Origin of the sequence: Companilactobacillus halodurans, assembly GCF_009600995.1 — a bacterium.
GTDB lineage: Bacteria > Bacillota > Bacilli > Lactobacillales > Lactobacillaceae > Companilactobacillus > Companilactobacillus halodurans.
Genome location: NZ_VDFO01000017.1, coordinates 1 through 22,713 on the forward strand (window position 1 = coordinate 1; position 22,713 = coordinate 22,713).

Genomic DNA, 22,713 nt, shown 5'->3' on the forward strand with positions numbered 1-22,713 from the left:
GGTCGAACATCTAAAGGGCATGAATGGTGTCCTTTTTTGGTGTTCTTAAATGGTTATTACTAATAAATGGTATACAAAAATAAAGTTGATGGCAAAATACCTATCAACTTTATTTATCGTACAGCCAGAAAATTGGCTCAGATGTGAAATTATTCTTAGCAATTTATTGCTTAGAATAAGGCCGAACTTTAAGCCTTTTCCCGAACTTGGAAAAGGCTTAAAGTCGTGCCCACAACGTTTTCGCCAAATTTTCTTTGCTATGGAGGACGGCATACTACACTAACTTTTACTTAACGATGTTAGTTTCAATTCTATCTAAAGGAATACTTCTAGTAACGAGTTTCTCATTAGTTTGACCTAAAGTTAACGCGAAAACAGCTTTAAATCCGCTTGGTAAAACGCCACTAGGGATTGAACCTAAGCTGGACATATTATAATTAGCACCTAAACCTAAATTTTCAGCAGCTAATTCCATATTGTGAACGATTGCTCCGGCTGAAACATCTTCCATGGCTTCAGGATTCTTAGCAGAAACAACGATTACAGTTGGGGCGTCGTAAATACCGCTCATTTTATTGAGAACATCAGCCTTTTGAATAACTGTTAGACGATAGTTCTTGTATTCCCCCATACCGACAGGACCAGCGTTAGCAGCAGTTAAAATTTCATTCAATTGTTCGTCAGTGATTTGGCCACTGTATTGACGAATTGCTTTACGTGATTTGATTAAATCATATGCTTCCATAAATAAAACCTCCATTACCTTTGATATTTTAATCATAATCCAATCAATCAAAAGATGCATAAAGAATCATAAGCCTTTAAGAAGATATTTTATTGCCAAAAGTGCGATAATGTAATCGGAAACAATAATATTTCTATGAAAGGGGTTGATGTGATGGCAGGAAAACAACTGACTGTTGAGGAATTAAAAAAATTTAACGGGAAGGACGGTAATCCAGCTTATGTTGCAATTGATGGGATTATCTATGATGTTACTGATGTTGATCCTTGGAAAGGTGGAGAACACCATGGTCATGTCGCCGGTCAAGATCTATCGGAAGTAATTGATCATGCTCCACACAAGCGTTCTGTTTTAGCAGAGTTGACTGAGGTAGGAACATTAAAATAGATCATAAACAAAAAACATGAATTGAACTTTTGATTCATGCTTTTTTTGGGGGTACTTATATGGCAACAACAATTGTATTTGGCGCAGACAGTGGCGTCGGTTTAGAAATAGCAAAGGAATTTGGTCACAACAAGCAAAGAATCATTTTAGTAGCCAGAGATCAAGCAAAATTGACTAAGGCAACTGATGATTTAACAATGGATGGCATTACCACAACTAATTATGCTTGCGATGCTAATGATTTTTCAGCAATCAAAGAAATGATGGACGATTTGACCAAGCGTGACCGCAATATTGAAAATTTAGTATTCAATGTTGGCGATAAACACTTGGACGATGCATTATCAAGCGACACTGATTTGATTGAAAAAATCTTTAAGACCAATGTTCTTAGTGCAATTTTTACAGCCAAAGAATTTTTATCCCAGACTGATAAAAAAGCTCAGCGTTCTATAATTTTCACTGGTGGTGGCGCAGCGATTCATCCTTCTCAAAAAGCTTCAACTTTATCATTAACTAAGGCAGCTTTGAGAAGTTATGCTTATACTTTGCATGAAACAGTCAAAGATCAAAATGTTTACGTCGGATTAGTAACGATTCAAGGCATTATTGGAGATAGTCCCGAAATGGCACCAGAAAAAATAGCCCCAGTTTATTGGGACTTGCTTAAAAAGCGTGACGATGTTGAGGCTCTCTATCCGGAAAAGATATCTAAATCGGAATTTGATTAAAAGATAGTTTTAATAATGTCATTAATAATAGTAGAAACTTCCTGATCGGTTAAAATGAATTTTCCATTCAGCCAATCAGTCAAAACGCCAATGATCCCAGAAACCGAAAATGAAACAAAGGCACGATAGCGTGTATCTTTTTCATCTCCTTGTTCTTCGATCATTATTTTTTTGATAAAAATGTCTTTGATTGAATTGATGATGTCGCGTCCATGAGTATCGCGAATCAACAATTGAAAGACAGTTTTATGAGTCGAGATATAGCTGATTAGACTATTAGAGAGCGCTTGAAAATTAGGACTGTCCTGAGTATCAGGGTAATTTTCATCAAAAAGTTCGGTTAAATCATTGATGATTTTTGAGATGAGCTGATCATAAAGATCATAAGTATCTTTATAGTGAATATAAAAGGTGCCACGGCCAATATTAGCCTTGCGAGTAATTTCGGCAACAGAAATTTTGTTCATCGGTTTCTCTTTTAATAAATCAATAAAAATATTTGTAATGAGTTCTTGGGTCTTCTGGGTTCTAATGTCGGTCATATTAACTCCTGAACAATTTTAGACAAAGTGTCAATTAATGAACACTTGGCACTAAATTGTATATTGTCACATTAATTTTTTAATATTATAGTAGAGTATGCTGATTTTATCAACAGGTGTTCAGTAAAATAAAAATATTTATGAATTGGGGTCTTTATATTGAAATCTTTTAAGAATCCACGTCATATCTTAACGTTAATAGCTTGGATAATAATTGTCCTTGTAGCAATTTTTGCATTGCCAAATATTAGCCAGCTAGTTAAGGAAAACGGACAGATCACTGTTCCGGACTCTTATGAAAGTGAGGTAGCCAGTCGTGTAGGGGATAAATATTCCGGTACGAAAGCTACTCAACTGACACTGGTCTATCACAGTGATAATGCTTTAACTAATGGACAAAAGCATTCAATTAATAAAAAGGTTCATAAACTTAATAATAATAAGGGGAATCTACATATTGATTCCATTACTTCCGTGGCTGATAGTCCCGAAAGCAGTGCGCAATTAATTTCCAAAAATAAGAAAACAGAATTAGTTTTAGTGAATGTTAAGGGACGTTCTAATTTACAAACTAAAGCTAAAAAAATTGAAAATAAGGCTAAAGTATCCGGCTTAAAGACTTATACGACCGGTGAAGACCTACTTTCTGATGTTTTCTCTGATACAACTGAAAAGGGACTGCAAAAGACTGAGATAATTGCGGCTATCTTCATCTTTATCGTTTTGGTCTTAGTCTTCAGATCAGTGATTATTCCTATTATATCGCTTCTGACAGTAGGAGTTTCATTTATTGTATCTTTGAGTGTCGTTATGAATGCGGCTCAATACTTTAATTTCCCAATTTCTGACTTCACGCAAGTCTTCTTAGTTGTTGTTCTCTTTGGTATTGGTACTGATTACAATATCTTGCTATACAACAAGTTCAAAGAAGAACTAGCGACAAATGATGATGCAGATGCGGCCGCGATAACGACTCGTAAGACTGCTGGTAAGACTTTGCTTTATAGTGGTCTTTCAGTTCTAATTGGTTTTACAGTTCTCTCGCTTGCTAAATTCTCATTCTATCAATCAGCTGTCGGCGTTGCTATTGGTATCGCTGTCTTGATTCCAGTCTTGTTGACTTTGAATATCTTCTTCATGTCAGCTTTAGGCAAAAAGATGTTTTGGCCATCAAAGAACTGGGCTGAAAACAATAACAGTAAGTTATGGCATGGCCTATCCAGTGCTGCCATCGCTCGTCCAGTTATTTTAATGGGCTTGATTTTAATCATCGGAGCTGCTTTTGCTTTGACGAACAGTTCACAGCTCAATTTCAATACAGCTGATGAAGTTCCAAATTCTGACCCTGCAAAGCAAGGCTACTTACAAGTTCAAAAGGACTTTTCTAAGGGTATGGCTGGTCCAACGACACTTTATATCAAGAGTGATAAATCATTGGCTAACCAAACTGATTTGGGCACAATTGATGATTTAACTAGTTACATCAAAAAAGAACCCGGTGTTAAAAAGGTTATGTCTGTGACACAACCAATGAATAAGAAAATTGATGCTTTATATTTGAAGGATCAATTAAAGACGGTCAATTCTGGTTTGGCCAAATCTCAAAAAGGTTTGAAACAAATTTCTACTGGCTTGAACAGTGCTAACCAACAATTGACGGCTGCTGATGTTTCTGGCAACTTGTCACAAGTTCAAACTTTGGCTGATGGAACGCAACAATTAGCTAGCGGTTCAGCACAATTAGATTCTGGTATCGGTCAATACTTGAATGGCTCGACTCAAGTAAACTCCGGCTTAACGCAATTGCAAGCTGGTTCTGGTACTTTGCAAAGTTCAGTTAGTCAAATTGCTTCAGGCAGCAACCAACTAAACTCACAAATGTCTTCTGTTACAAGTCAAATCAGTTCATTGACTAGTTTGATGAGTCAGATGGAACCATTGTTGGCTCAATCTGGGTCTTCAGTTAACACAGCTCAAATGGCTCAATTGCCAAGCATGATCAGTCAATTCGAATCAGGCGTTTCACAATTGAACTCAGCTATCAATCAGTTGAATGCTTCGGTTCCAACTTTGACTAGCGGAATCGACCAAGCTGCTGCTGGTAGCAATCAATTAGTTGCTACAAATTCAGAGTTATCCAGTGCTTCTTCACAAGTAGCTAGCGGTGCTTCCACTGTTAATACTGGTGTTCAAACAATGAATACTCAAATGCAACAACTTGGAACACAAGTTACTCAATTACAAAGTGGCTTAAGTTCAGCTGTTGATGGTATCAACCAAGTTCAACAAGGTTCACAAACTGTTTCATCTTATCTAACAGGTTTGAAGAATTCTTACTTAGGCGACAAGCTTTACGTTCCTAAGGCACAAATCAAAGATGGCACTCTAGATGAATCATTCGACAATTACTTATCGAAGAATAAGAAGATTGCTCAAGTAACAATCGTCTTGAAAGATGATCCAGCTAGTCAGTCTGCTACTAAGGTTATGAGAAGACTTCGTTCAGATGTTAAATCGAAAGTGAAGAATACTTCATTATCAGATGACCAAGTTGTCTTTGGTGGACAAACTTCTTCAACAACTGACCTAGAAAAATTATCTCAATCTGACTTTAAGAGAACAGCTGTCATTATGATTATTGGTATCGGAATTGCTTTAATCTTCGTTACAAGATCGATTATGCAACCATTCATGATTATTTTGACTCTCTTGATTGCTTATATCACATCGTTAGGAATCACTAGATGGTTATCTGGCTTGTTCATCGGTAAGTCATTATTGACTTGGAATACGCCATTCTTCACCTTTATCATGTTAGTTGCTTTAGGTGTTGATTACAGTATTTTCTTGATGACGAGATATCGGGCTGAGTCGGCGAACCTGAATATGAAGGCGCGTGTTGCATGTATCCTTTCTGCAGCTACCTTCATTGGTACGGTTGTTATCTCAGCGGTAATTATCTTGAGTGGTACTTTCGCTGCTTTGATTCCATCAGGCGTTATGACTTTGATTCAAGTGGCAATCGGTGTAATTGTTGGTTTGATCATTATTCTTTTGACCTTGCCAATTATGATGTCTGCTTATATCAAATTGACTTACATGCCAGGTGGCAATAAGAAACAAAAGAAATCTAAGGATAATAGTTCTGATGTTTCTGATACTGATAAAAAGGTAACAGATTAAATTCCGTCCTCCGCAAGAAAGCCGATTTGGCTGGAGCGTAGTGGGCACGACTTTAAGCCTTTGCCAAATACAGGCAAAGTCTTAAAGCTCGGCCTTCTTCTAAGCAATAAATTGCTAAGAAGAATTTCACTACTGAGCCAATCGGCTTTCTTGCTCCGGACTGGTGAACTGGTTATTATCTGGATTTTTTTAAAGATAAGTTCATAAAAGATTTAAAAATATAGCATCTATTTAGAGTTCATTAAAATTCTGAATAGATGTTTTTTTGTTGTGTAGAATAAGTTTTTATTTTAGGTTTCTGCCATAAACTGCTTTGAAGGTTAAATCGTCCATTTTATAGATGTCGTCTTTGTGGTCTTTGATTAGGACTACTAGCCATTCGTTTTCTTGGAAATCTTGTGATTCGATGTATTCTTTGGCTGAATTTTGGTCATAATCGGTGCAGGTTACTAGTAGGTCGATTAGTTTTTTAGTGTTTCCATTTTGATATTGAGCGGCGAAGTATTTTGGTTGGTTATTTTCTGACATTTTTTGTCCTCCGAATATTTTTGTTTAGTTCTTCTCTTAATTGTATGCCAGTGTTATTTTAGTTCAAATCGCTTCCTTTTTATTGAAACCTTGATAACGTTAAGATTATAATTAATTAGAAGTAAATTAAAATATAATTAAAAGGGGAACTTATGACTGAAATAAAACGTTTTTATGATAAATTTCAACCAAGTCGCTATGATATTTTTCTTGATATCGATCGTGGTACTAAGAAAATTACTGGTAAAACAGTTATCGATGGTGACGCTAAAGAAGAATCCATTTCAATTCACCAAAAGTATTTGAAGATTGAAACTGTTCAAGCTGATGGCAAGGATGTTCCATTCACTACTGATGATGACAATGATGCTATCAACATTGAGTTATCTAAAGCGGGTGACACTACTTTAGCAATTACTTACCATGCTGCTTTGACTGATTCAATGATGGGTATTTATCCTTCATATTATGAGGTTAATGGCGAAAAGAAGCAGATTATCGGTACGCAATTCGAGACTACTTTTGCTCGTCAAGCTTTCCCTTGTATCGATGAACCTGAGGCTAAGGCTAAATTTGATCTTGCTATCAAGTTCGATGAACAACCTGGCGAAACGATTCTCGCTAACATGCCTGAAATCAGAACTGAAAATGGTATCCACTATTTCGATACAACTGTTAAGATGTCAACTTACCTTATTGCTTTTGCCTTTGGTGATCTTCAAAGCAAGATTACTAAGACTAAGAGTGGCGTTGAAGTTGGTGTCTTCGCAACTAAAGCTCATAAAGCAAATGAACTCGACTTCGCCTTAGATATTGCTAAGCGTGCAATCGAATTCTATGAAGACTTCTATCAAACACCTTATCCACTAGCACATTCTTGGCAATTAGCATTACCTGACTTTTCAGCCGGTGCCATGGAAAACTGGGGTCTTGTCACATATCGTGAAGCTTACTTGATGGTCGACCCTGACAACACAGCCCTTGATACCAAGCAACTCGTTGCCACAGTCATCACCCACGAATTAGCTCACCAATGGTTTGGTGATTTAGTAACCATGAAGTGGTGGGACAACCTTTGGTTAAATGAGAGTTTTGCTAACATGATGGAATACGTCGCTGCCGATGCTTTGGAACCTGACTGGCATGTTTGGGAGATGTTCCAAACATCTGATGTTCCAGCCGCTTTGCAACGTGACGCTACAGATGGTGTTCAATCGGTTCACGTTCAAGTTAATAACCCTGCTGAAATCGATGCTTTGTTCGACTCTGCTATCGTCTACGCTAAGGGTGCAAGAATGCTAGTTATGGTTCGGGCCTTGTTGGGTGACGACAACTTACGTAAAGGTTTGAAGAAGTACTTTGAAGCTCATAAATACAGCAATGCTCAAGGTGATGACCTTTGGGATGCCTTAGGCGATGCATCAGGTATCGACGTTGGTTCAATCATGCACTCATGGTTGGAACAACCTGGTTATCCAGTAGTTAACGCCAGTGTCGTCGATGGCAAGATTAAGTTGTCGCAACAACAATTCTTCATTGGTGAAGGCAAGGATAAAGGTCGTCAATGGCAAATTCCTTTGAACAGTAATTATGGTGCTGCTCCTAAGATTATGGCTGATAAAGAAGTTACCATCGATGACTATAAGAAATTACGTCAAGATAGCAATGAACCATTCCGCTTGAATGTCGGCAACAATTCTCACTTTATCGTTAAATACGATGATACATTGATGAAAGATATCTTAGATAATCTTGATTCAATTGATGCCATTTCACAATTGGGAATCTTGCAAGATCTTCGTTTGTTGGCTGATGCTCGTGAAATCTCTTATGCTTCGATTGTTCCATTGTTAGCTAAATTTGCTCAAAGTCATTCAACTGTTGTCAATGCAGCTTTGTATCGTGTTGCTAACAACTTGAAGAAGTTCGTCAAACCTGATTCTGCTGAAGAAAAAGCTTTGAGAGAACTCTTTGACAAGTTGAGTGCTGACCAAGTAGAACGTTTAGGTTGGACTCAAAAAGATGGTGAATCTAACGATGACCAATTGACTCGTCCTTATGTTTTGAATGCGGCTCTTTATGCTCAAAATAAGAAAGCTATCTCTGATGCCCATGATTTATTCACAGCTAACAAGGATAATCTTGGCGGCATTTCAGCTGACGTTCGTTTGTTGATTCTAAGAAATGAAGTTAAGAATTACGGCAATGCTGACTTATTCGACCAATTGTTGTCAGATTACCGCAAGTCATCAGACCCAAGTTATAAAGCTGATTTATCCGTAGCTTTGACAAGTACGCCTGATGCTTCGTTGATTAAGAAATTAATCAGCAAGTTTGAAGATGCCGACACGATCAAGCCACAAGATTTGCGTTCATGGTATCGTGGAACTTTGGCTAACGACAAGGCTCAACAAGCTGCTTGGGACTGGATTAGAAATGACTGGTCATGGCTTGAAGATACTGTCGGTGGAGACATGGAATTCTCAACTTACATCACAGTTACTTCCAATATTTTCCATACACCAGAACGTTTGCAAGAGTTCAAAGACTTCTTTGAACCTAAGGTCAATACACCTGGACTAACTCGTGAAATTCAAATGGATATTAGTATTGTTGAAACTAATGTTAAATTGATTGAAGACGAGAAAGACGCTGTGAATGCAGCTGTCAGTTCTGCTATCAAATAATTTATAAAATTATTAACCTCTGGGATTGCTAAATGGTTCTTTTATAAGTTAGGTTAGTGTAGGATGCCGTCGTCCGTTCTGCTTTGTGGACGCTGGAACGTACTGGACGCAACTTTAAGCCAATTCCAAAACCGGGAATTGTCAAAAAGTTCGGTCTTGTACTAAGCGATAAATCGCTAAGTACAATTTCAGTACTGAGCATCCACAAAGCTGCCACTCCCGACTGGATAACGTCATTTATTGTTTATTTCAAATAATTTTAAATCAAAATAACCTCCATTTAGATAATAGTTTATCGACTATATCTAAATGGAGGTTTTCTTTTTTTTTACTTGAGATGTTAAAAATAAAACCACAATTCAGTCCGGAATAGCAAAGCAAATTGGCTCAGATGTGAAATCATTCTTAGCAATTTATTGCTTAGAATGAGGCCGAGCTTTAAGACTTTTCCCGAACTTGGAAAAGGCTTAAAGTCGTGCCCACATCGTTCCAGCCATGCTATGGAGGACGACATATTACACTAACTCAGCTTAGTAATCCCAAAATTTCTTCATTAAATAGGTGTTTAAACAATATAGACAAAAAAAGGTAATCAAGGGGTCAATTCTCGGAATGAAAGCGTTCATATTATTTATTAATATATAAATAGGAAATAAAGTATCATTTATATATTTTTTATAACTTTAAGGGGGCGGGTACTATCAAACGTAAATTGGGATTAAATATAATTTTTATTTTTGGTAGTTTGTTATTTTTATTAGGTTTTAATAATTATACAGTCAAAGCAGCTATCGATGATCAGTCACCTTTGAGTACCGTCCTTTCAAACGATGCTAATAAAAATGGCGTCGATAGAACTGTTCCCAATGGATTGACTGATATTACACAGTGGTTCAATATCGCTGACGTAAAAAATAATAATGCGGTAATTTTACCAGCCAATACTGGTACTAATAAGGGTAGTTCTGATGTTATCAAATTGACTGAATTTGGCTCCACTCAAAAATCTGGCGCTATTTGGTCGAAGAGAAGTCAAAGCGATGCTAAAAACCAAAATTACATCGATATCAATAAGCAACAAACGATGTCGATGTGGATGTTCTTTGGTGGTGCCTATACTACTGGTGGTGCTGACACAGGTGACGGGATGGCTCTTGTTTTGCAAAATGTTTCCGACAATGCTTTTACTCAAATTTCAGGTGACAAGAGTGCTGGTGAAAGTCTCGGCGTTTGGGGCTCACCAGTTGATCCTGTCGATATCCAACCAGAAATCATGGCACAACGGGCTATTCAAAATAGTTGGGCTTTGGAATTTGATACTTATATGAATGCTGATGATAGTTACAACAGTAATTTTGATGCTAATGAAACGTCTTTGAATCATATTGCAAGTAACTATCCAGCCTTAGCCAGCACTTATTTAGCTAATAATAAAGGTCTTATTTTAAATCATGAAAATTCTATTACTAGCATGTCAACAACTGGTAAATCGAAGAACTTTTTAACTGATGATAGATGGCACCACATAACTTTAACTTGGGTCCCAGCTGCAAGTGGTTCAACTAAAGCCAAAATGATTTTAAATTATGACGACAAAAATCTCGATGGTACTCCTAAAATTGATAAGAATACTGGCAAAATCAACACTAAAGAAATGGAAGTCGATACCAGCAATTTCAATTTGAAGGACAGCAGTAAATTATACTGGGGCTTCACTGGTTCAACTGGTGACAGTTCAGAAAATAATTTGATTATCTTCGAATCGATTCCTTCAATCGCTGAAGCTGATGCTAAAGCAAGTATCATTGATGAGACTTCAGGCAATCGTGAATTGATCGAACCAACGACTGACAATCCTAATGCGAATGTCGTCCACAATAATGACAAATTAAGCGTTAATTACAATCTTTCTTATGACAGTGGTTCACAACCTTGGCAAGACATTGAGGCTAAAATTAAATTGCCAGAAAATATTGATTATCAAAGTGCTTTGATTACTTACACTGATGACAATGGCAATAAATCAACTGAGAATATCGATGAATTCTCTGGTATGACTGACAATGAAATCACACATAAGTTAGCTAAAGAACTCTATTATGATAGCAATAACCAAAACGGCAATATTAAATCTGCGAAAATAAGTTTCGAGGGCAGCGCTAATAGCAATACAAAGACGGATACTAATGTAGCCAGTGAACATGCAAGTTTTGATGGATCTAATTTGCAAAAAGATGTCATGACACAAGCTTTTGTAATCAAGCAACCTCAAGGTATTACTCTAGCAAAAACGGGTTCCGATGTTTCTATCAATACTGGTGCGACAGCTGATTTGACGGGGAAAATCAGTTACAGCGACTCCAGTACCGTTGACCCTACGAATCTCAGCGTTTATGCCAAAGTTAATAACGGTTCATCGACAATCGTTCAAAATCTCAGTGCCAATCCTTTTACGCTGTCAATTTCATCAATAAAAGGTGCTAATGGAAGCGGCAATGACCTAAATGAAGGCGTAAATACTGTGACGCTTTATGTGATGGATAATACAACTTATGAAGTATCTAATGAAATCACTTATACAATTACAGTTTTAGGTTCATTAAAAGTAGATGCTCACGACAGCAGTTTCCAGACTATTCAAAGTATGGAAAACAAGCAAATGATCAAACGTGAAGACAACTGGTCAGTTGACGTAATCGACAGCCGTCAAAAAGGATCCAACTGGTATCTATCAGCTTCAGCCACACCATTAAAAGATGGCACGAAAGAATGGCAAGGTGGAATGGTCTATGTAGATAGCAACGGCAACGAAGCAAATCTGACAAACGAACAAGTTTTGGTTGGAAAAGGCGTTAAAAGTAAAGATGGGGAAGAAACGACCGATATCGATCAAACATGGACTAAAGATTCAGGAATATTGTTGAAGCAAACGGACTTTGAGAATGCAGGACATTATAGTTCCACGATTACTTGGACAGCTAAAGATTCATTATAGAGAGCGCAACAAGCCCGCTTAGACATCGAGGATTAAGGCAAATATCTCTAATTGGCTGCGAAGCAGACAATAGAGATATTAGTCTTAACCGGAAATGTCTGGCTTGTGGAGCTCGTTTCAAAAAGAGAGTGAAGGAAGGGCGTCCAGCCCATGAGGATTAAGGCAAATATTTCTAATTGGCTGTGAAGCAGACAATAGAGATATTAGACTTAACCGGAATGGGTTGCCCTTCCGTAACTCGTTTCCACTATATAGCCAGAACGAATGGTTATTCAAAATAATAACTCTCCAAATAATCCCCCACAAAAAAATAACTACCACCAATATCCAAAAATATACAATTTGTAAAACCAACTCAAACTAACAAAAAAGACTCAAGCCAAAATCTCCAAAGCACCAATGGCAAGGGTCTTTTTTATATCCAAAAATCATACCAAAAAACAATTTTAATAAAACTTTAAAACAACAATTAACCGAACCTAACTTTTTCATTGCTACTACATGAAGTATATGCTAATCTGAAATACAGAAGACGAGATGTACTATTTCGTCTGAAAGAAATGGAGGCTCTTTATGCTTACTGTTAAGAACCTCACTGTCGCTTACGATGACGCACCAGTGTTTTCTGATGTAGCCGTTAAATTTAACGCAGGAAAAATAACTGGAATTATCGGGCCGAACGGTGCGGGTAAATCAACACTCATTAAGGCAATGCTAAATCTGATCAAATCTCGACAAGGTAGTGTCGATTATGATGGTCAGTCGATGAAATCAGTTCAACAACAAGTTGCATATGTTGAACAACGAAAGGATTTGGATTTAACTTTTCCAATCGATGTTTTTGACGTCGTGCTTACAGGAACTTACGGCGAATTAGGATTATTTAAAAGTGCCGGTAAAAAAGAAAAGCAAGCTAGTAAGGATGCTTTGAAACAAGTTTCTCTAACTGAATTTTCAAAACGACAAATTGGAAACCTTTCTGGTGGTCAATTGCAACGTGTCTTTGTTGCGCGAGCAATCGTTCAACAAGCCGATATTATTATTTTGGATGAACCATTCGTAGGAATCGATTTGCAAAGTGAAACTGCGATCATGAAGATTCTTAAACAATGGCGTGATGAGAATAAAACTATCATCGTAATCCACCATGATTTGAATAAAGTTACGAATTATTTTGACGATTTAGTTATTTTAAACCACGGAATCGTTGACTACGGTCCAACCAATGAAGTTTACAACCCAAAGAATATCGAACGAGCCTTTAGTGCAGATCTTTCTTCAGTGCTGTTTGAGGGAAAGGAAGGTGCGCAGTGATGACATCATTAGTCGAATTCTTTAACGCCCTTGGCAAATATGATTTCCTTCAAAGTGCTCTTTTAACCGCCGTTATGGTCGGAATAATGTCAGGAATTATTGGTAGTTTCATTATTTTACGAGGAATGTCTCTGATGGGAGATGCCATTTCTCACGCGGTTCTACCTGGGGTAGCCGTAGCTTATATGTTAGGAATCAATATCTTAATTGGAGCATCGATCTTTGGTGTTCTAGCAGCCTTATTGATTGGTTTCGTGGCTGCTCGCAGTAAAATCAAGACGGATACCTCAATCGGGGTCGTCTTCAGTGCTTTTTATGCCTTAGGATTCATCTTGATTTCAATGGCTGAAAGTTCCACTAATTTGCACCACATTCTGTTTGGAAATATCTTAGCCGTTAGCGATTCCGATATCATGACGACTGCAGTTGTCCTAGGAATCGTTATCCTCTTCGTGGTAATTTTCTATAAGGAATTATTAGTAACATCTTTTGACGCCACTTATGCCAAAACTTATGGACTAAACGTGCAAGTTATCCATTACACTTTGATGTTAGTTCTAACTTTGGTAACAGTTTCTGCACTACAGACCGTTGGGATTATCCTGGTAGTTGCCATGCTTATCACGCCTGCTGCAACAGCCTTTTTATGGACTGACAAGTTAGATGTCATGTTAGTTCTTTCCGCTGTAGTTGGAGTTGTTTCCTCAATTACTGGTTTGTACTTCAGTTATACTTTCAACTGGGCATCTGGTCCGGCAATCGTTATCGTAGCAGCCTTGCTATTCGCCATATCATTTGTCTTTTCACCTAAACAAAACTTCTTTAAATTACAAAGGAGCGTAGCCAAATGAAAAAGATAATTATCACTTTAGTTGGCGTGATAGCAATGATCAGCGGAGTTTATTTTTTCTTGCACAGTCGTGAAAACAACTCTCAAGAATTAGCTGACGGCGATAAATTGCGTGTCGTTACGACTAACTCGATTCTAGAAGATATGGTTCATAATGTCGGAAAAGACCGGATTGAATTGTACAGTATCGTTAAACGTGGGACCGACCCTCATGAATATGAACCACAACCAACTGATGTTTCAGAAACTGTTGAAGCTAACGTTATTTTCCACAATGGTTTGAATTTGGAAACTGGTGGTAATGGTTGGTTCAAGAAATTAGTTAAGACTTCACACAAGAGTTTTGATGAAGATGTCTTTTCAGCTAGTAAGACAGTCGTACCAAAGCATCTGACAACTAATGTCAATGAAGAAGATCCTCATGCTTGGCTGGACTTAGCTAATGGAATCAAGTACGTTCAAGTAATTACCAAAGTTTTAAAAGATAAAGATAAGAAGAATGCTAGTTTCTATCAAGCAAATGCGGACAAGTACATTGCTAAATTAGAGAAGCTGCACAAAACAGCTCAATCAAAATATTTAGGAATTCCAGAAAGTCAACGTCTCTTGGTAACTTCTGAAGGTGCCTTCAAGTATTTCTCAGCTGCTTATCACGTAACGCCGGCTTACATTTGGGAAATCAATACTGAAGCCCAAGGAACACCTGAACAAATGCAATCAGTCCTTGCTAAGATTAGAAAAACTGATGTGAAGCATCTCTTCGTTGAATCATCAGTTTCACCAAAATCGATGGAAAAAGTTTCTAAAGAAACAGGTATCGGAATTTACTCGAAAATCTTTACAGATTCTCTAGCTAAAAAAGGCACTGATGGCGATACATACTATTCAATGATGAAATGGAATATTGACCACATCTATGATGGGTTAGCTAAATAGAAAATTCCTTAAAACCAATTAGTCTGGTTTTAAGGAGTTTTTTTGTAAAATGGCAATTCAATTTTTTGAATAATGAAAAAATTGTTATACTTAATTGTGTAATTTCATAAAGGTTTAAGAAACAGGGGGAATAATTTTATGAAAAAGTGCAAACATTGTGGGGCTCCTTTGAAGCCAGGAGACAAATTCTGCGTAAAATGTGGAACCCCAGTTGAGGACGATACAGTCGAAAGAACAGTCACTGACAATCCTTCTAATAACAGTACAAGAAGAACGATTGATGACACGGTTCAAAGCGTTCATAGTGCCACTGCTGCAGCAGCGGAAAATATTAATTCTAACGAAACGTTTCAAACTATCAAGAAACATTCGTTAAACTATTTTTCATGGTACAAAGATTCTATTATTAATCCATCAAAAGTGAATTATGAAAATAAATATTATGGGTTAGTTTCGCTATTGCTTAATGTGATTTTGGTTTCATTTGCAATTTATATCATTGGAAATAGAATTTTATCATTTGTTTTTGAAAGTTTAGAGACAGCTTTTAATTATTTAGGTTCTGATAATAGTACTTCAACTAGTATTCCAACGGGAATGTTTCTTTATTCTAGATTATTTTTTATAGTTTTAGTTTATTTTGCAATCTTTTTGTTAGTCGGATTTTTATGTAAGAAGTATTTGGTCAGTCAAAAGACGGATTTTTTCAATTATTCGAATCAATTAGCAAGTTTTAGTAATGTAATGATTATTTTAGAATTAATTTTGAGTCTTTATTTATTAGTATCTGTACCTAAAGACTTTTCCGGTGTAACTGGAGCAAGTATCTTAGGAATTCTCAAATTTGTTGCTGTAATTATAGTATTGATGTCGAGTGTTTGGATGGTAGCTTATATTTCATCAATCGTTTCCGATTATGGGAAAATGAGATTGGATAAAATTTATGTTGCCGTAATTACGACAATTTTATGTAATATCGTTTTGTATTTTGTCTTTAAGATGGTTTTTGCTTCTATTCAAGCAAATTATTCAAGTATTGGTCAAAATATTATTAATGGAGTAATAGGATAATGATCAAAAAAAGATATCTTCTAGTAGCAATCTTGGTATTGCTAATGGTAGTAGGTGTTGGCTGTGGTCAAGAACAAGCAACTAAATCAAAGACCACCAATACTAAAACAGAACGCCAAGAGAAGAAATCGCCAACAAAGAAAACTACGAAAAAGAACACTAAAAAAACAATGTTAATTGATTTAAAAGATTCTAAAAAAGATAAATTGGTTTATTATGCATTAGGTGATTCTTTGTCAGTCGGATTATTTTCTAATAACCAAAATAGTCGTTTTACGACGCTCTTTAAAGATAAACTTCAACAAGGAACTGGGAAGAATGTTACGGAAATTAATAATTCTTCAGTTGGTAAGACCGTGACTAATTTTGGCTTACCGAATGTGCAAAGTTTGATTGACCAGAATCCAGATATCGTTACGATTGAATTTGGAACTAATGATTCGGCTTATGGCATCGATTCAAAGAACCTAGGCGACTTTACAAATAACTTGGATACGTTAGTTCAAAAAGTTCAATCACAGACTAAAGCTAAGATTTTATTGATGACGACTTGGTCACCAAGTGATGGTCAATATATCGATAACGATGCAGTTTATGATCGCAAAATTAAAGAAATCGGTCAAAAATACAACATCCCAGTGATCGATTTAGCAACGATTTGGCGCAACAATCCAAAAGTCACGGAAAATGATTTGAATTACAGTCAAGTTTACAATCGAACGAAAGACAATTTCCATCCTAATCAATTAGGACATGACAAGATTGCACAACTTTTATATCAAACAGTCAAAACAAAATAGAGGTTTTTAAATATGAAGACGTTAGAATATTGTCCCAATTGCGGAACCCATTTGGATAAAGAAAATCAGGGTGGTTTTTGTCCTAATTGTGGATTTAATTTAAAGAAGTACTTGGAAGAAAATGCAGATGAAACTGTAGAAGAGCCTGAACCTACACCGGCACCTAACAATCCAGAGGCTGAAAAAAAAGTTGAACCGAAAGAACAAGCAGCTGAAAATGTTCAAGAAACTCCACAAGAAAGTCAGCCAGTCGAACAAAGACAACAAGCTTCTCAACCAACTCAGTCCACTCCACCAGCTCCAAAGCGTAAAAAGGGACACGGTAAGATAATTGCCTTAATAATTTTGATAATCATTTTGATTGGTGGATATTTTGTCGGCAATATGTATTACAGTCAAGCTCGACAAACACAATCGCTACAAGATGAGGTTACTAGTGGGACTACTTCAAAAATGAAGGATGCCTTGATTAATGAGGACGGCGACCAATTTTCAACTGACCAGATTGGTGCTTTGAAGCGACTTTATTCAAAGAGTAGTTCGGCGATTAAAGATATTGAAGCACAAATTAGTGAGAATCAATCTAATAATACTTTTTATATCAAACAATCTGGCAAATACTTCTTGCTCTATCCTAAGTATAAAGTTGTGATGAAGACTAAGACCTTGAATATTGATACTAATATCAATAACCCAACTTTCTCAATTGATGGGAAGTCAGTTGCAGCAAGGTCAGCCAATGGCGAGTATCGAATCGATGATATGTCAGCTGGCGTTTATGACTTGAAAGTTTCAAGCAACAAGAAATCGAATCAGACTAAGTCTAAGCAAATCAGTATTAGTACTGATAATGAAGAGACTGATATTTCAATGAATGTTCAAAAGCCTAAGAAGTCGAAGAAGACAACTAAGAAGGCTGATAGTGATAACGAAAAATCCTCAGAAGATTCAGATAACGATTCTGATTCCGATATTGATTCAAATGATGACTCTGACAGTGATTCCGATGAAGATAGTGATGTTGATGATTCTTCAGACGATACTTCAGATGATTCATCGGATGACTCAATTGTCGGTCAATATAGCGGTGATCCTGATTTGTCGCTTTACTCAGATGGAACTTATGATTTGGGCGACCAAACAGGTACTTATAAGATTGTTGAAAATAATGATGGACATGTCAAAATCCAATACAATCGTGATGGCGGCGGTTCAATCACTGAATCTTATGATTACAGCGATGGCGAATTGCATTCATCTAAGTATGACCAAAGTTGGTATAAAGATTAAATAATCCATAAATTCGAAAAAGCATACTAATCTGCAAAGGATTAGTATGCTTTTTTTGCTTTATAAAATAAAATTTGGAAAGATATAATAATTCAATTGTAAATGATATTATAATGATGAAAGAGGGAGAAATTAATTTGAGGGGTAACGAGATGAAACGTCGGATTATTAGTATTCTATTTTTTACCATAGCGATATTATTAGCAATTAGGATTGGAGAGATTCCAACTTTAGCTACCGAACAGACTGATGCTTTGAGTGAGGCTCAAGCTGGTTTAAGTTCTGCTCCTGAAAATTTGGGATTGAATAGTACACAATTTACTGTTGGTGATTTTTCTAATTATAACGGGGCCAAAAATAATGCCTTATTGGAAACTTCAACTATGCACACGACTGGAAGTACTTATGATCCTTTGCGGGCAATTCGGATGACCTATTATAAGAACGAACAAGGTGCCATTTGGTCAAATGTTGACGGCGGGAATTATGTTAATATCAATCAAAAACAGACTTTATCTCTTTGGATGTATTTCGGTGCTGTCAAGCATAAAACTGCAAATGCCAGCTTTGGGGATGGTATGGCTTTTGTCTTGCAAAATCCCGCTAATGGAGTAGGTTCCTTCGCGCATAATGGCAATTCGATTGGTACCGGTGAGACATTAGGCGTCTGGGGAATTGACACGGATACAAGTGTTAAAGATCCTGCAACAATTGCCGCAACAGCCATTCCCAATAGTTGGGCACTCGAGTTTGACACCCATGCTAATAATAATGAAACGACAAACGATGGCTTTGATGAAGGTATTGATGGACAACATATCGCCTATGCAAATCCTTCTAGCCCAGATACTTATAAAGAAAATTCATATGGCTTTTTAAACCTTAATCATTATTTCTCCATGAATCATGCCAATGTCCAAAATGTTGATTTACATGATGGATCTTGGCATCATGTGACTATTTCGTGGAATCCTAATACTTACAAAATCACTTATAAATTCAATGATAAAAATGTCGATGGTTCAAAAGGTACGAACCCAATAGAGGTTACAACTGATAAGATTCAGGCCACTGAATTTGGTGGTCATGATGCCCTAAGCACTGGAAAATTACAATGGGGTTTTACTGCAACTAATGGTGAGGCCTATGAACCTAATCTGATAGCCTTTGAATCAATTCCTTCTTCAGTTGAAGCTGAAGTAACTTCAGATATTAATGATGAGACGCAGAATAAATTGATTCAAACTGACACTAATGATAAAAACGTTAGTTCTGGCGATAAATTGGCTATCAATTACCATCTGAAGTACGATAGCGGAAATGATAAGTGGAAAAATGATGTGGCTACTTTGCAATTGCCAAGTGATGTTACCTATATCAATGGCAATCAAGAGATTGGTTATATTACTTACGACGACGGTAGCGACGAACCTATCTATGCCAGTGAATTAGATACATCCACTAATACTTTGACGCATACGATTGGAAAAGATTTATCCAGCAGCGCACCAACGAAGGCAACTATTACGATTTACGGTATCGCAAATGATGTTACCGCTAACACTAAGGTAGCTTCACAACGTTCTAAGTTTGAAAGCGACAATTTGATTACGAATGCCGATACGCCTGAATTCACTATCAAAAAAGTCAAACCAATCAATCTTAGTTTGACTCAAAATAATATATCAGTGGGAAATGACCAAGATGCCGGTATTTTAGGTAACGTTACGTACACCGATCAAAGTACCGTCGATAATTCACAAGTTACGGTTCATGCAAAGTTGAATGGAACAAATTTAGACGATTTCTTGTTGAGTGATAGTACTAATTTGAATAATGCGACAAGTGGCAGTTTAAACTTCAAGATTCCTTCTGCTGAATTGACTAAAGAAACCAATACTTTGGAAGTTTACGTTGAGGACAGCGATGATAATCAGTCGACCACTTCAACGGTCATTATCACTAAAAAGGGAGGTTTAGCCTTAGCTGTTGATGATTATTCTTTCGGCAGCATCAACCAGGTGACAGCTTCTTCGTTGATTCCTCGAAAAGGCGTTTGGAACATTTTGGTAAAAGATAGTCGTAAAAATGGTACGAAGGATGCTTGGAATTTATCCGCTCAAACTTCGGGACTATATTCTGGCAGCAAGCCTTTCAAGGGAAATATCGTTTTTAAAAAATCTAATGGAATTGAAAATCTTTTGACTGACCAAGGTAAAATACCAATTGCCAATGGCTATAAAACCCAAGATGGTGAGCAGACGACTAATGTTGGCCGTTCGTGGAATGATTCGGAAGGTCTGATGTTAAAAACTAATGGCGTCAATGCAGTTGGTCAATACTCTGGTGAAATGAACTGGACTTTGTCAGATTCCGTATAAAACAAAAAAAAGCTTGAAAACATAGCATATGAGGGCTTACGTTTTCAGGCTTTTTCCGTTGAAAGGGTAATACTACTAGTATTTTTGATTTGAAGCAATTGTTTTGCTCAAATTCGATTAAGACTTGGCAGCAATAATTTTATTTAATTTTAAGTTGATTACTAAAGCAGCAATAGCAAAAATTGAACTACCAATGCCAACAGGTGACAATCCCCAATTGCCGACGATGACAGAGCCGACCGCTGATCCTAGTGAAATCCCAATATTTGAGAAGACGGGATTGAGTGAAGATGCTAAAGTTACAGCTTGTGGATAAGAATCCTTAGCCGTGTTTAAAAAGTGAATCTGGATAGGCGAGTTGATGAGATACATGATTACGCCGACCATCAACAAATTGATAATGCCAAGATACTTGTTTTGAATAAAGAATGGCAAAATCAAGAAGACGACGATTTCAAATAAGTAAACTTTAGGCATAATTTTCAAACCGCCGTGATCAGAAATCCGTCCTGATAGTTGGTTGCTGATAAGTGAAGTCACACCGAAAATAACTAAGAATACTGATAAGCTCTTAGCTGGAAATCCGAGAGTGCCATACATTGGTTGCAAGTATGTGTAAGTTACATAAATTGCCGACATAGCGAAGAATGGCAATAAGATTCCAAAGGAAATCCTCGAATCCTTGAGTAATTCAAATTGACTGCGCAAAGGACTAGTTTGTCCCTTGAAGTCTTTTGGCAAAGAAACCATCATCAAAATTAATGTAATGATGCTGACGCCAGTAATCAAGAAAAAAGTAACTCTCCAATCAAAGACTGAACTGATAGCCGTACTCAAAGGTACTCCGATAACTGAGGCAATACTGAAGCCGGAGAAAATCCATGATACGACGAATCCCTGTTTTTCCTTAGGTGCGATTACGCTGGAAAAAGTCATGGATAAAGAAATAATAGCACCAGCCACTGAAGCGGAAATCACTCTTGAAATTACCAGAATAGGATAATTTGAAGCAAAACCGCTGAGCGTGTTTCCGAAAATAAAGATAATCGTTAAAACTATAAGAGAATAGTAGCGATTAAAATTACCAATCAGAGAAGTTATGATTGGAGTACTAATAGCATAAATAATCCCGAAGGCAGTTACTAGTAGACCAACATTTGCGATTGAAACATGATAGGTTTGGGAGATATTTGAAAGAATCCCCATAACTAAAAATTCATTATTACCTAGAATAAATGAAAGTAAAACTAGGATAATTGTTTGAGCTTTAAAGTTACGCATAGTTTGCCCGCTTTCCGAGAAATTTAATCCCCTTATTTTTTTATAAAATGCTTTATGGCTAAATATTAGCCAATAAGCAAACGAGAACTAATATATCATCAGACAACGACCCAAGTCAAAGAAAAAAGTCCTGCTGAAATTTTTAATAATTCCAGCAGGACTTTTAAATTTTCTAATTGCTATCGCCAAACAATTGCAAGATACTCAAGAACAAGTTAATGAAGTCAAGTACGAGGTTGACTGAAGCAAACAAGGCAATAGCGCCAAGACTTTCAGAACCAGCATTGTTTTGATAAATCCGTTTGATATTTTGTGAATCAAAAGCAATGTAGAACAAGAAGATAATGATGATTGCGGCACTGATAAACATCATCAATGGAGCACTCTTAAATAAGAAAATATTTAAAGCTTCAACAACGATAATTGAAATAAGTCCAATCATCAAAGTTCTGCTCCACTTCGTTAAATCCTTTTTCATTGTGAAACCAACTACTGCGGAAACCACGAAGATAGCTGATGTCACGGTTAATGTTTGAATAATACTCTTAGCAGAATAAATGTAAAAGATTGGTACACCGATAAACGATAGGGCAAACAAGAATCCTAAATAACTAATAAAAGTTAAGAAGTATGATCTTGCTGCGAATCTTCCACATAAACTAATGAAGGCGATTGGCACACCAATCATTAAAATCATCGAAATAATTCGGTGATTTGCCATGCCTTGGAATAAGGCCATCGAAAGGCCAGTATTCTTGGCAATTGCTTGGGCGCAAATCATCCAAAAGGCAATTCCTAACCCAGTGTAAAGATAAACTAGGGAAGTGAACTTAGCCAAACCTGCAGATTTTACTTTATCTATAGATTGCATTTATATTCCTCCTCATTTTAATATCTAACATTTATTGTACAATATAATAACATTTCTCGCCTAATCTTTACCATTAAACGTTTTTTAGTTTATCATCGAAGTGTAACAGAAAGGAGTATCG

At 36.7% G+C, this 22,713-nt stretch carries 18 protein-coding genes; 12 read left to right on the forward strand and 6 right to left on the reverse strand.

Going from position 1 to position 22,713, the window contains the following annotated elements; all coding sequences use genetic code 11:
- Positions 1–286: 286 nt before the first annotated feature.
- Positions 287–745, reverse strand: a complete 459-nt coding sequence (locus tag FHL05_RS05610) for a nitroreductase family protein (protein ID WP_153385611.1) — start codon at positions 743–745, stop codon at positions 287–289.
- A gap of 153 nt (positions 746–898) precedes the next feature.
- On the opposite strand from FHL05_RS05610, the gene FHL05_RS05615 reads away from it, so the two are divergent.
- On the forward strand, positions 899–1,132 hold the full coding sequence (locus tag FHL05_RS05615; RefSeq protein ID WP_153385612.1) for a cytochrome b5 domain-containing protein: 234 nt from the start codon (positions 899–901) through the stop codon (positions 1,130–1,132).
- 59 nt (positions 1,133–1,191) lie between these two features.
- The gene (locus tag FHL05_RS05620; protein ID WP_153385613.1) at positions 1,192–1,863 is read left to right on the forward strand and encodes an SDR family NAD(P)-dependent oxidoreductase; all 672 of its coding nucleotides are present in this window, start codon (positions 1,192–1,194) and stop codon (positions 1,861–1,863) included.
- Here FHL05_RS05620 and FHL05_RS05625 read toward each other — a convergent pair.
- Complete coding sequence (locus FHL05_RS05625; RefSeq protein ID WP_153385614.1) at positions 1,860–2,405, reverse strand: TetR/AcrR family transcriptional regulator; 546 nt, start codon at positions 2,403–2,405, stop codon at positions 1,860–1,862. The two genes, FHL05_RS05620 and FHL05_RS05625, sit on opposite strands and share 4 nt — an antisense overlap.
- Positions 2,406–2,564: 159 nt before the next feature.
- Between FHL05_RS05625 and FHL05_RS05630 the strand changes: the two genes are divergently transcribed.
- The gene (locus tag FHL05_RS05630) at positions 2,565–5,588 is read left to right on the forward strand and encodes an MMPL/RND family transporter (RefSeq protein WP_153385615.1); all 3,024 of its coding nucleotides are present in this window, start codon (positions 2,565–2,567) and stop codon (positions 5,586–5,588) included.
- A gap of 285 nt (positions 5,589–5,873) precedes the next feature.
- Here the strand turns inward: FHL05_RS05630 and FHL05_RS05635 are convergent, their stop codons facing one another.
- A complete protein-coding gene (locus FHL05_RS05635; protein ID WP_153385616.1) occupies positions 5,874–6,116 on the reverse strand; it encodes a hypothetical protein in 243 nt (80 codons plus the stop codon).
- A 152-nt stretch (positions 6,117–6,268) separates the two neighbouring features.
- Between FHL05_RS05635 and FHL05_RS05640 the strand changes: the two genes are divergently transcribed.
- Positions 6,269–8,803 carry a M1 family metallopeptidase gene (locus tag FHL05_RS05640; protein ID WP_153385617.1) on the forward strand — a complete coding sequence of 845 codons (2,535 nt, stop codon included), beginning with the start codon at positions 6,269–6,271 and terminating at the stop codon, positions 8,801–8,803.
- Positions 8,804–8,831: 28 nt separating this feature from the next.
- Here FHL05_RS05640 and FHL05_RS05645 read toward each other — a convergent pair whose 3' ends face one another.
- Entirely contained in the window at positions 8,832–9,005 is a 174-nt protein-coding gene (locus FHL05_RS05645) for a hypothetical protein (RefSeq protein WP_153385618.1), read from the reverse strand.
- Positions 9,006–9,548: 543 nt separating this feature from the next.
- On the opposite strand from FHL05_RS05645, the gene FHL05_RS05650 reads away from it, so the two are divergent.
- From FHL05_RS05650 to FHL05_RS05685, 8 genes are all read left to right on the forward strand, one after another.
- A complete protein-coding gene (locus FHL05_RS05650) occupies positions 9,549–11,798 on the forward strand; it encodes a hypothetical protein (RefSeq protein ID WP_153385619.1) in 2,250 nt (749 codons plus the stop codon).
- Between the two features lie 573 nt (positions 11,799–12,371).
- Positions 12,372–13,112 carry a metal ABC transporter ATP-binding protein gene (locus FHL05_RS05655; RefSeq protein WP_153385620.1) on the forward strand — a complete coding sequence of 247 codons (741 nt, stop codon included), beginning with the start codon at positions 12,372–12,374 and terminating at the stop codon, positions 13,110–13,112.
- Entirely contained in the window at positions 13,112–13,963 is an 852-nt protein-coding gene (locus FHL05_RS05660) for a metal ABC transporter permease (RefSeq protein WP_153385621.1), read from the forward strand. Before FHL05_RS05655 ends, FHL05_RS05660 begins: the two co-directional genes overlap by 1 nt.
- Entirely contained in the window at positions 13,960–14,898 is a 939-nt protein-coding gene (locus FHL05_RS05665; RefSeq protein ID WP_153385622.1) for a metal ABC transporter solute-binding protein, Zn/Mn family, read from the forward strand. Before FHL05_RS05660 ends, FHL05_RS05665 begins: the two co-directional genes overlap by 4 nt.
- 138 nt (positions 14,899–15,036) lie before the next feature.
- Positions 15,037–15,969: a zinc ribbon domain-containing protein gene (locus FHL05_RS05670; protein ID WP_153385623.1), complete on the forward strand. Its 933-nt coding sequence runs from the start codon at positions 15,037–15,039 to the stop codon at positions 15,967–15,969.
- Positions 15,969–16,769 carry an SGNH/GDSL hydrolase family protein gene (locus FHL05_RS05675; RefSeq protein WP_153385624.1) on the forward strand — a complete coding sequence of 267 codons (801 nt, stop codon included), beginning with the start codon at positions 15,969–15,971 and terminating at the stop codon, positions 16,767–16,769. The genes FHL05_RS05670 and FHL05_RS05675 overlap by 1 nt, the downstream gene beginning before the upstream one ends.
- Positions 16,770–16,781: 12 nt before the next feature.
- Positions 16,782–18,059: a zinc ribbon domain-containing protein gene (locus tag FHL05_RS05680; RefSeq protein ID WP_153385625.1), complete on the forward strand. Its 1,278-nt coding sequence runs from the start codon at positions 16,782–16,784 to the stop codon at positions 18,057–18,059.
- A 152-nt stretch (positions 18,060–18,211) separates the two neighbouring features.
- Complete coding sequence (locus tag FHL05_RS05685; RefSeq protein ID WP_153385626.1) at positions 18,212–20,440, forward strand: hypothetical protein; 2,229 nt, start codon at positions 18,212–18,214, stop codon at positions 20,438–20,440.
- A 117-nt stretch (positions 20,441–20,557) separates the two neighbouring features.
- Here the strand turns inward: FHL05_RS05685 and FHL05_RS05690 are convergent, their stop codons facing one another.
- Positions 20,558–21,721, reverse strand: coding sequence for an MFS transporter (locus FHL05_RS05690; protein WP_153385627.1), 1,164 nt, complete (start codon positions 21,719–21,721; stop codon positions 20,558–20,560).
- 172 nt (positions 21,722–21,893) lie between these two features.
- Positions 21,894–22,592, reverse strand: a complete 699-nt coding sequence (locus tag FHL05_RS05695) for a Bax inhibitor-1 family protein (protein WP_153522235.1) — start codon at positions 22,590–22,592, stop codon at positions 21,894–21,896.
- Positions 22,593–22,713 lie beyond the last annotated feature (121 nt).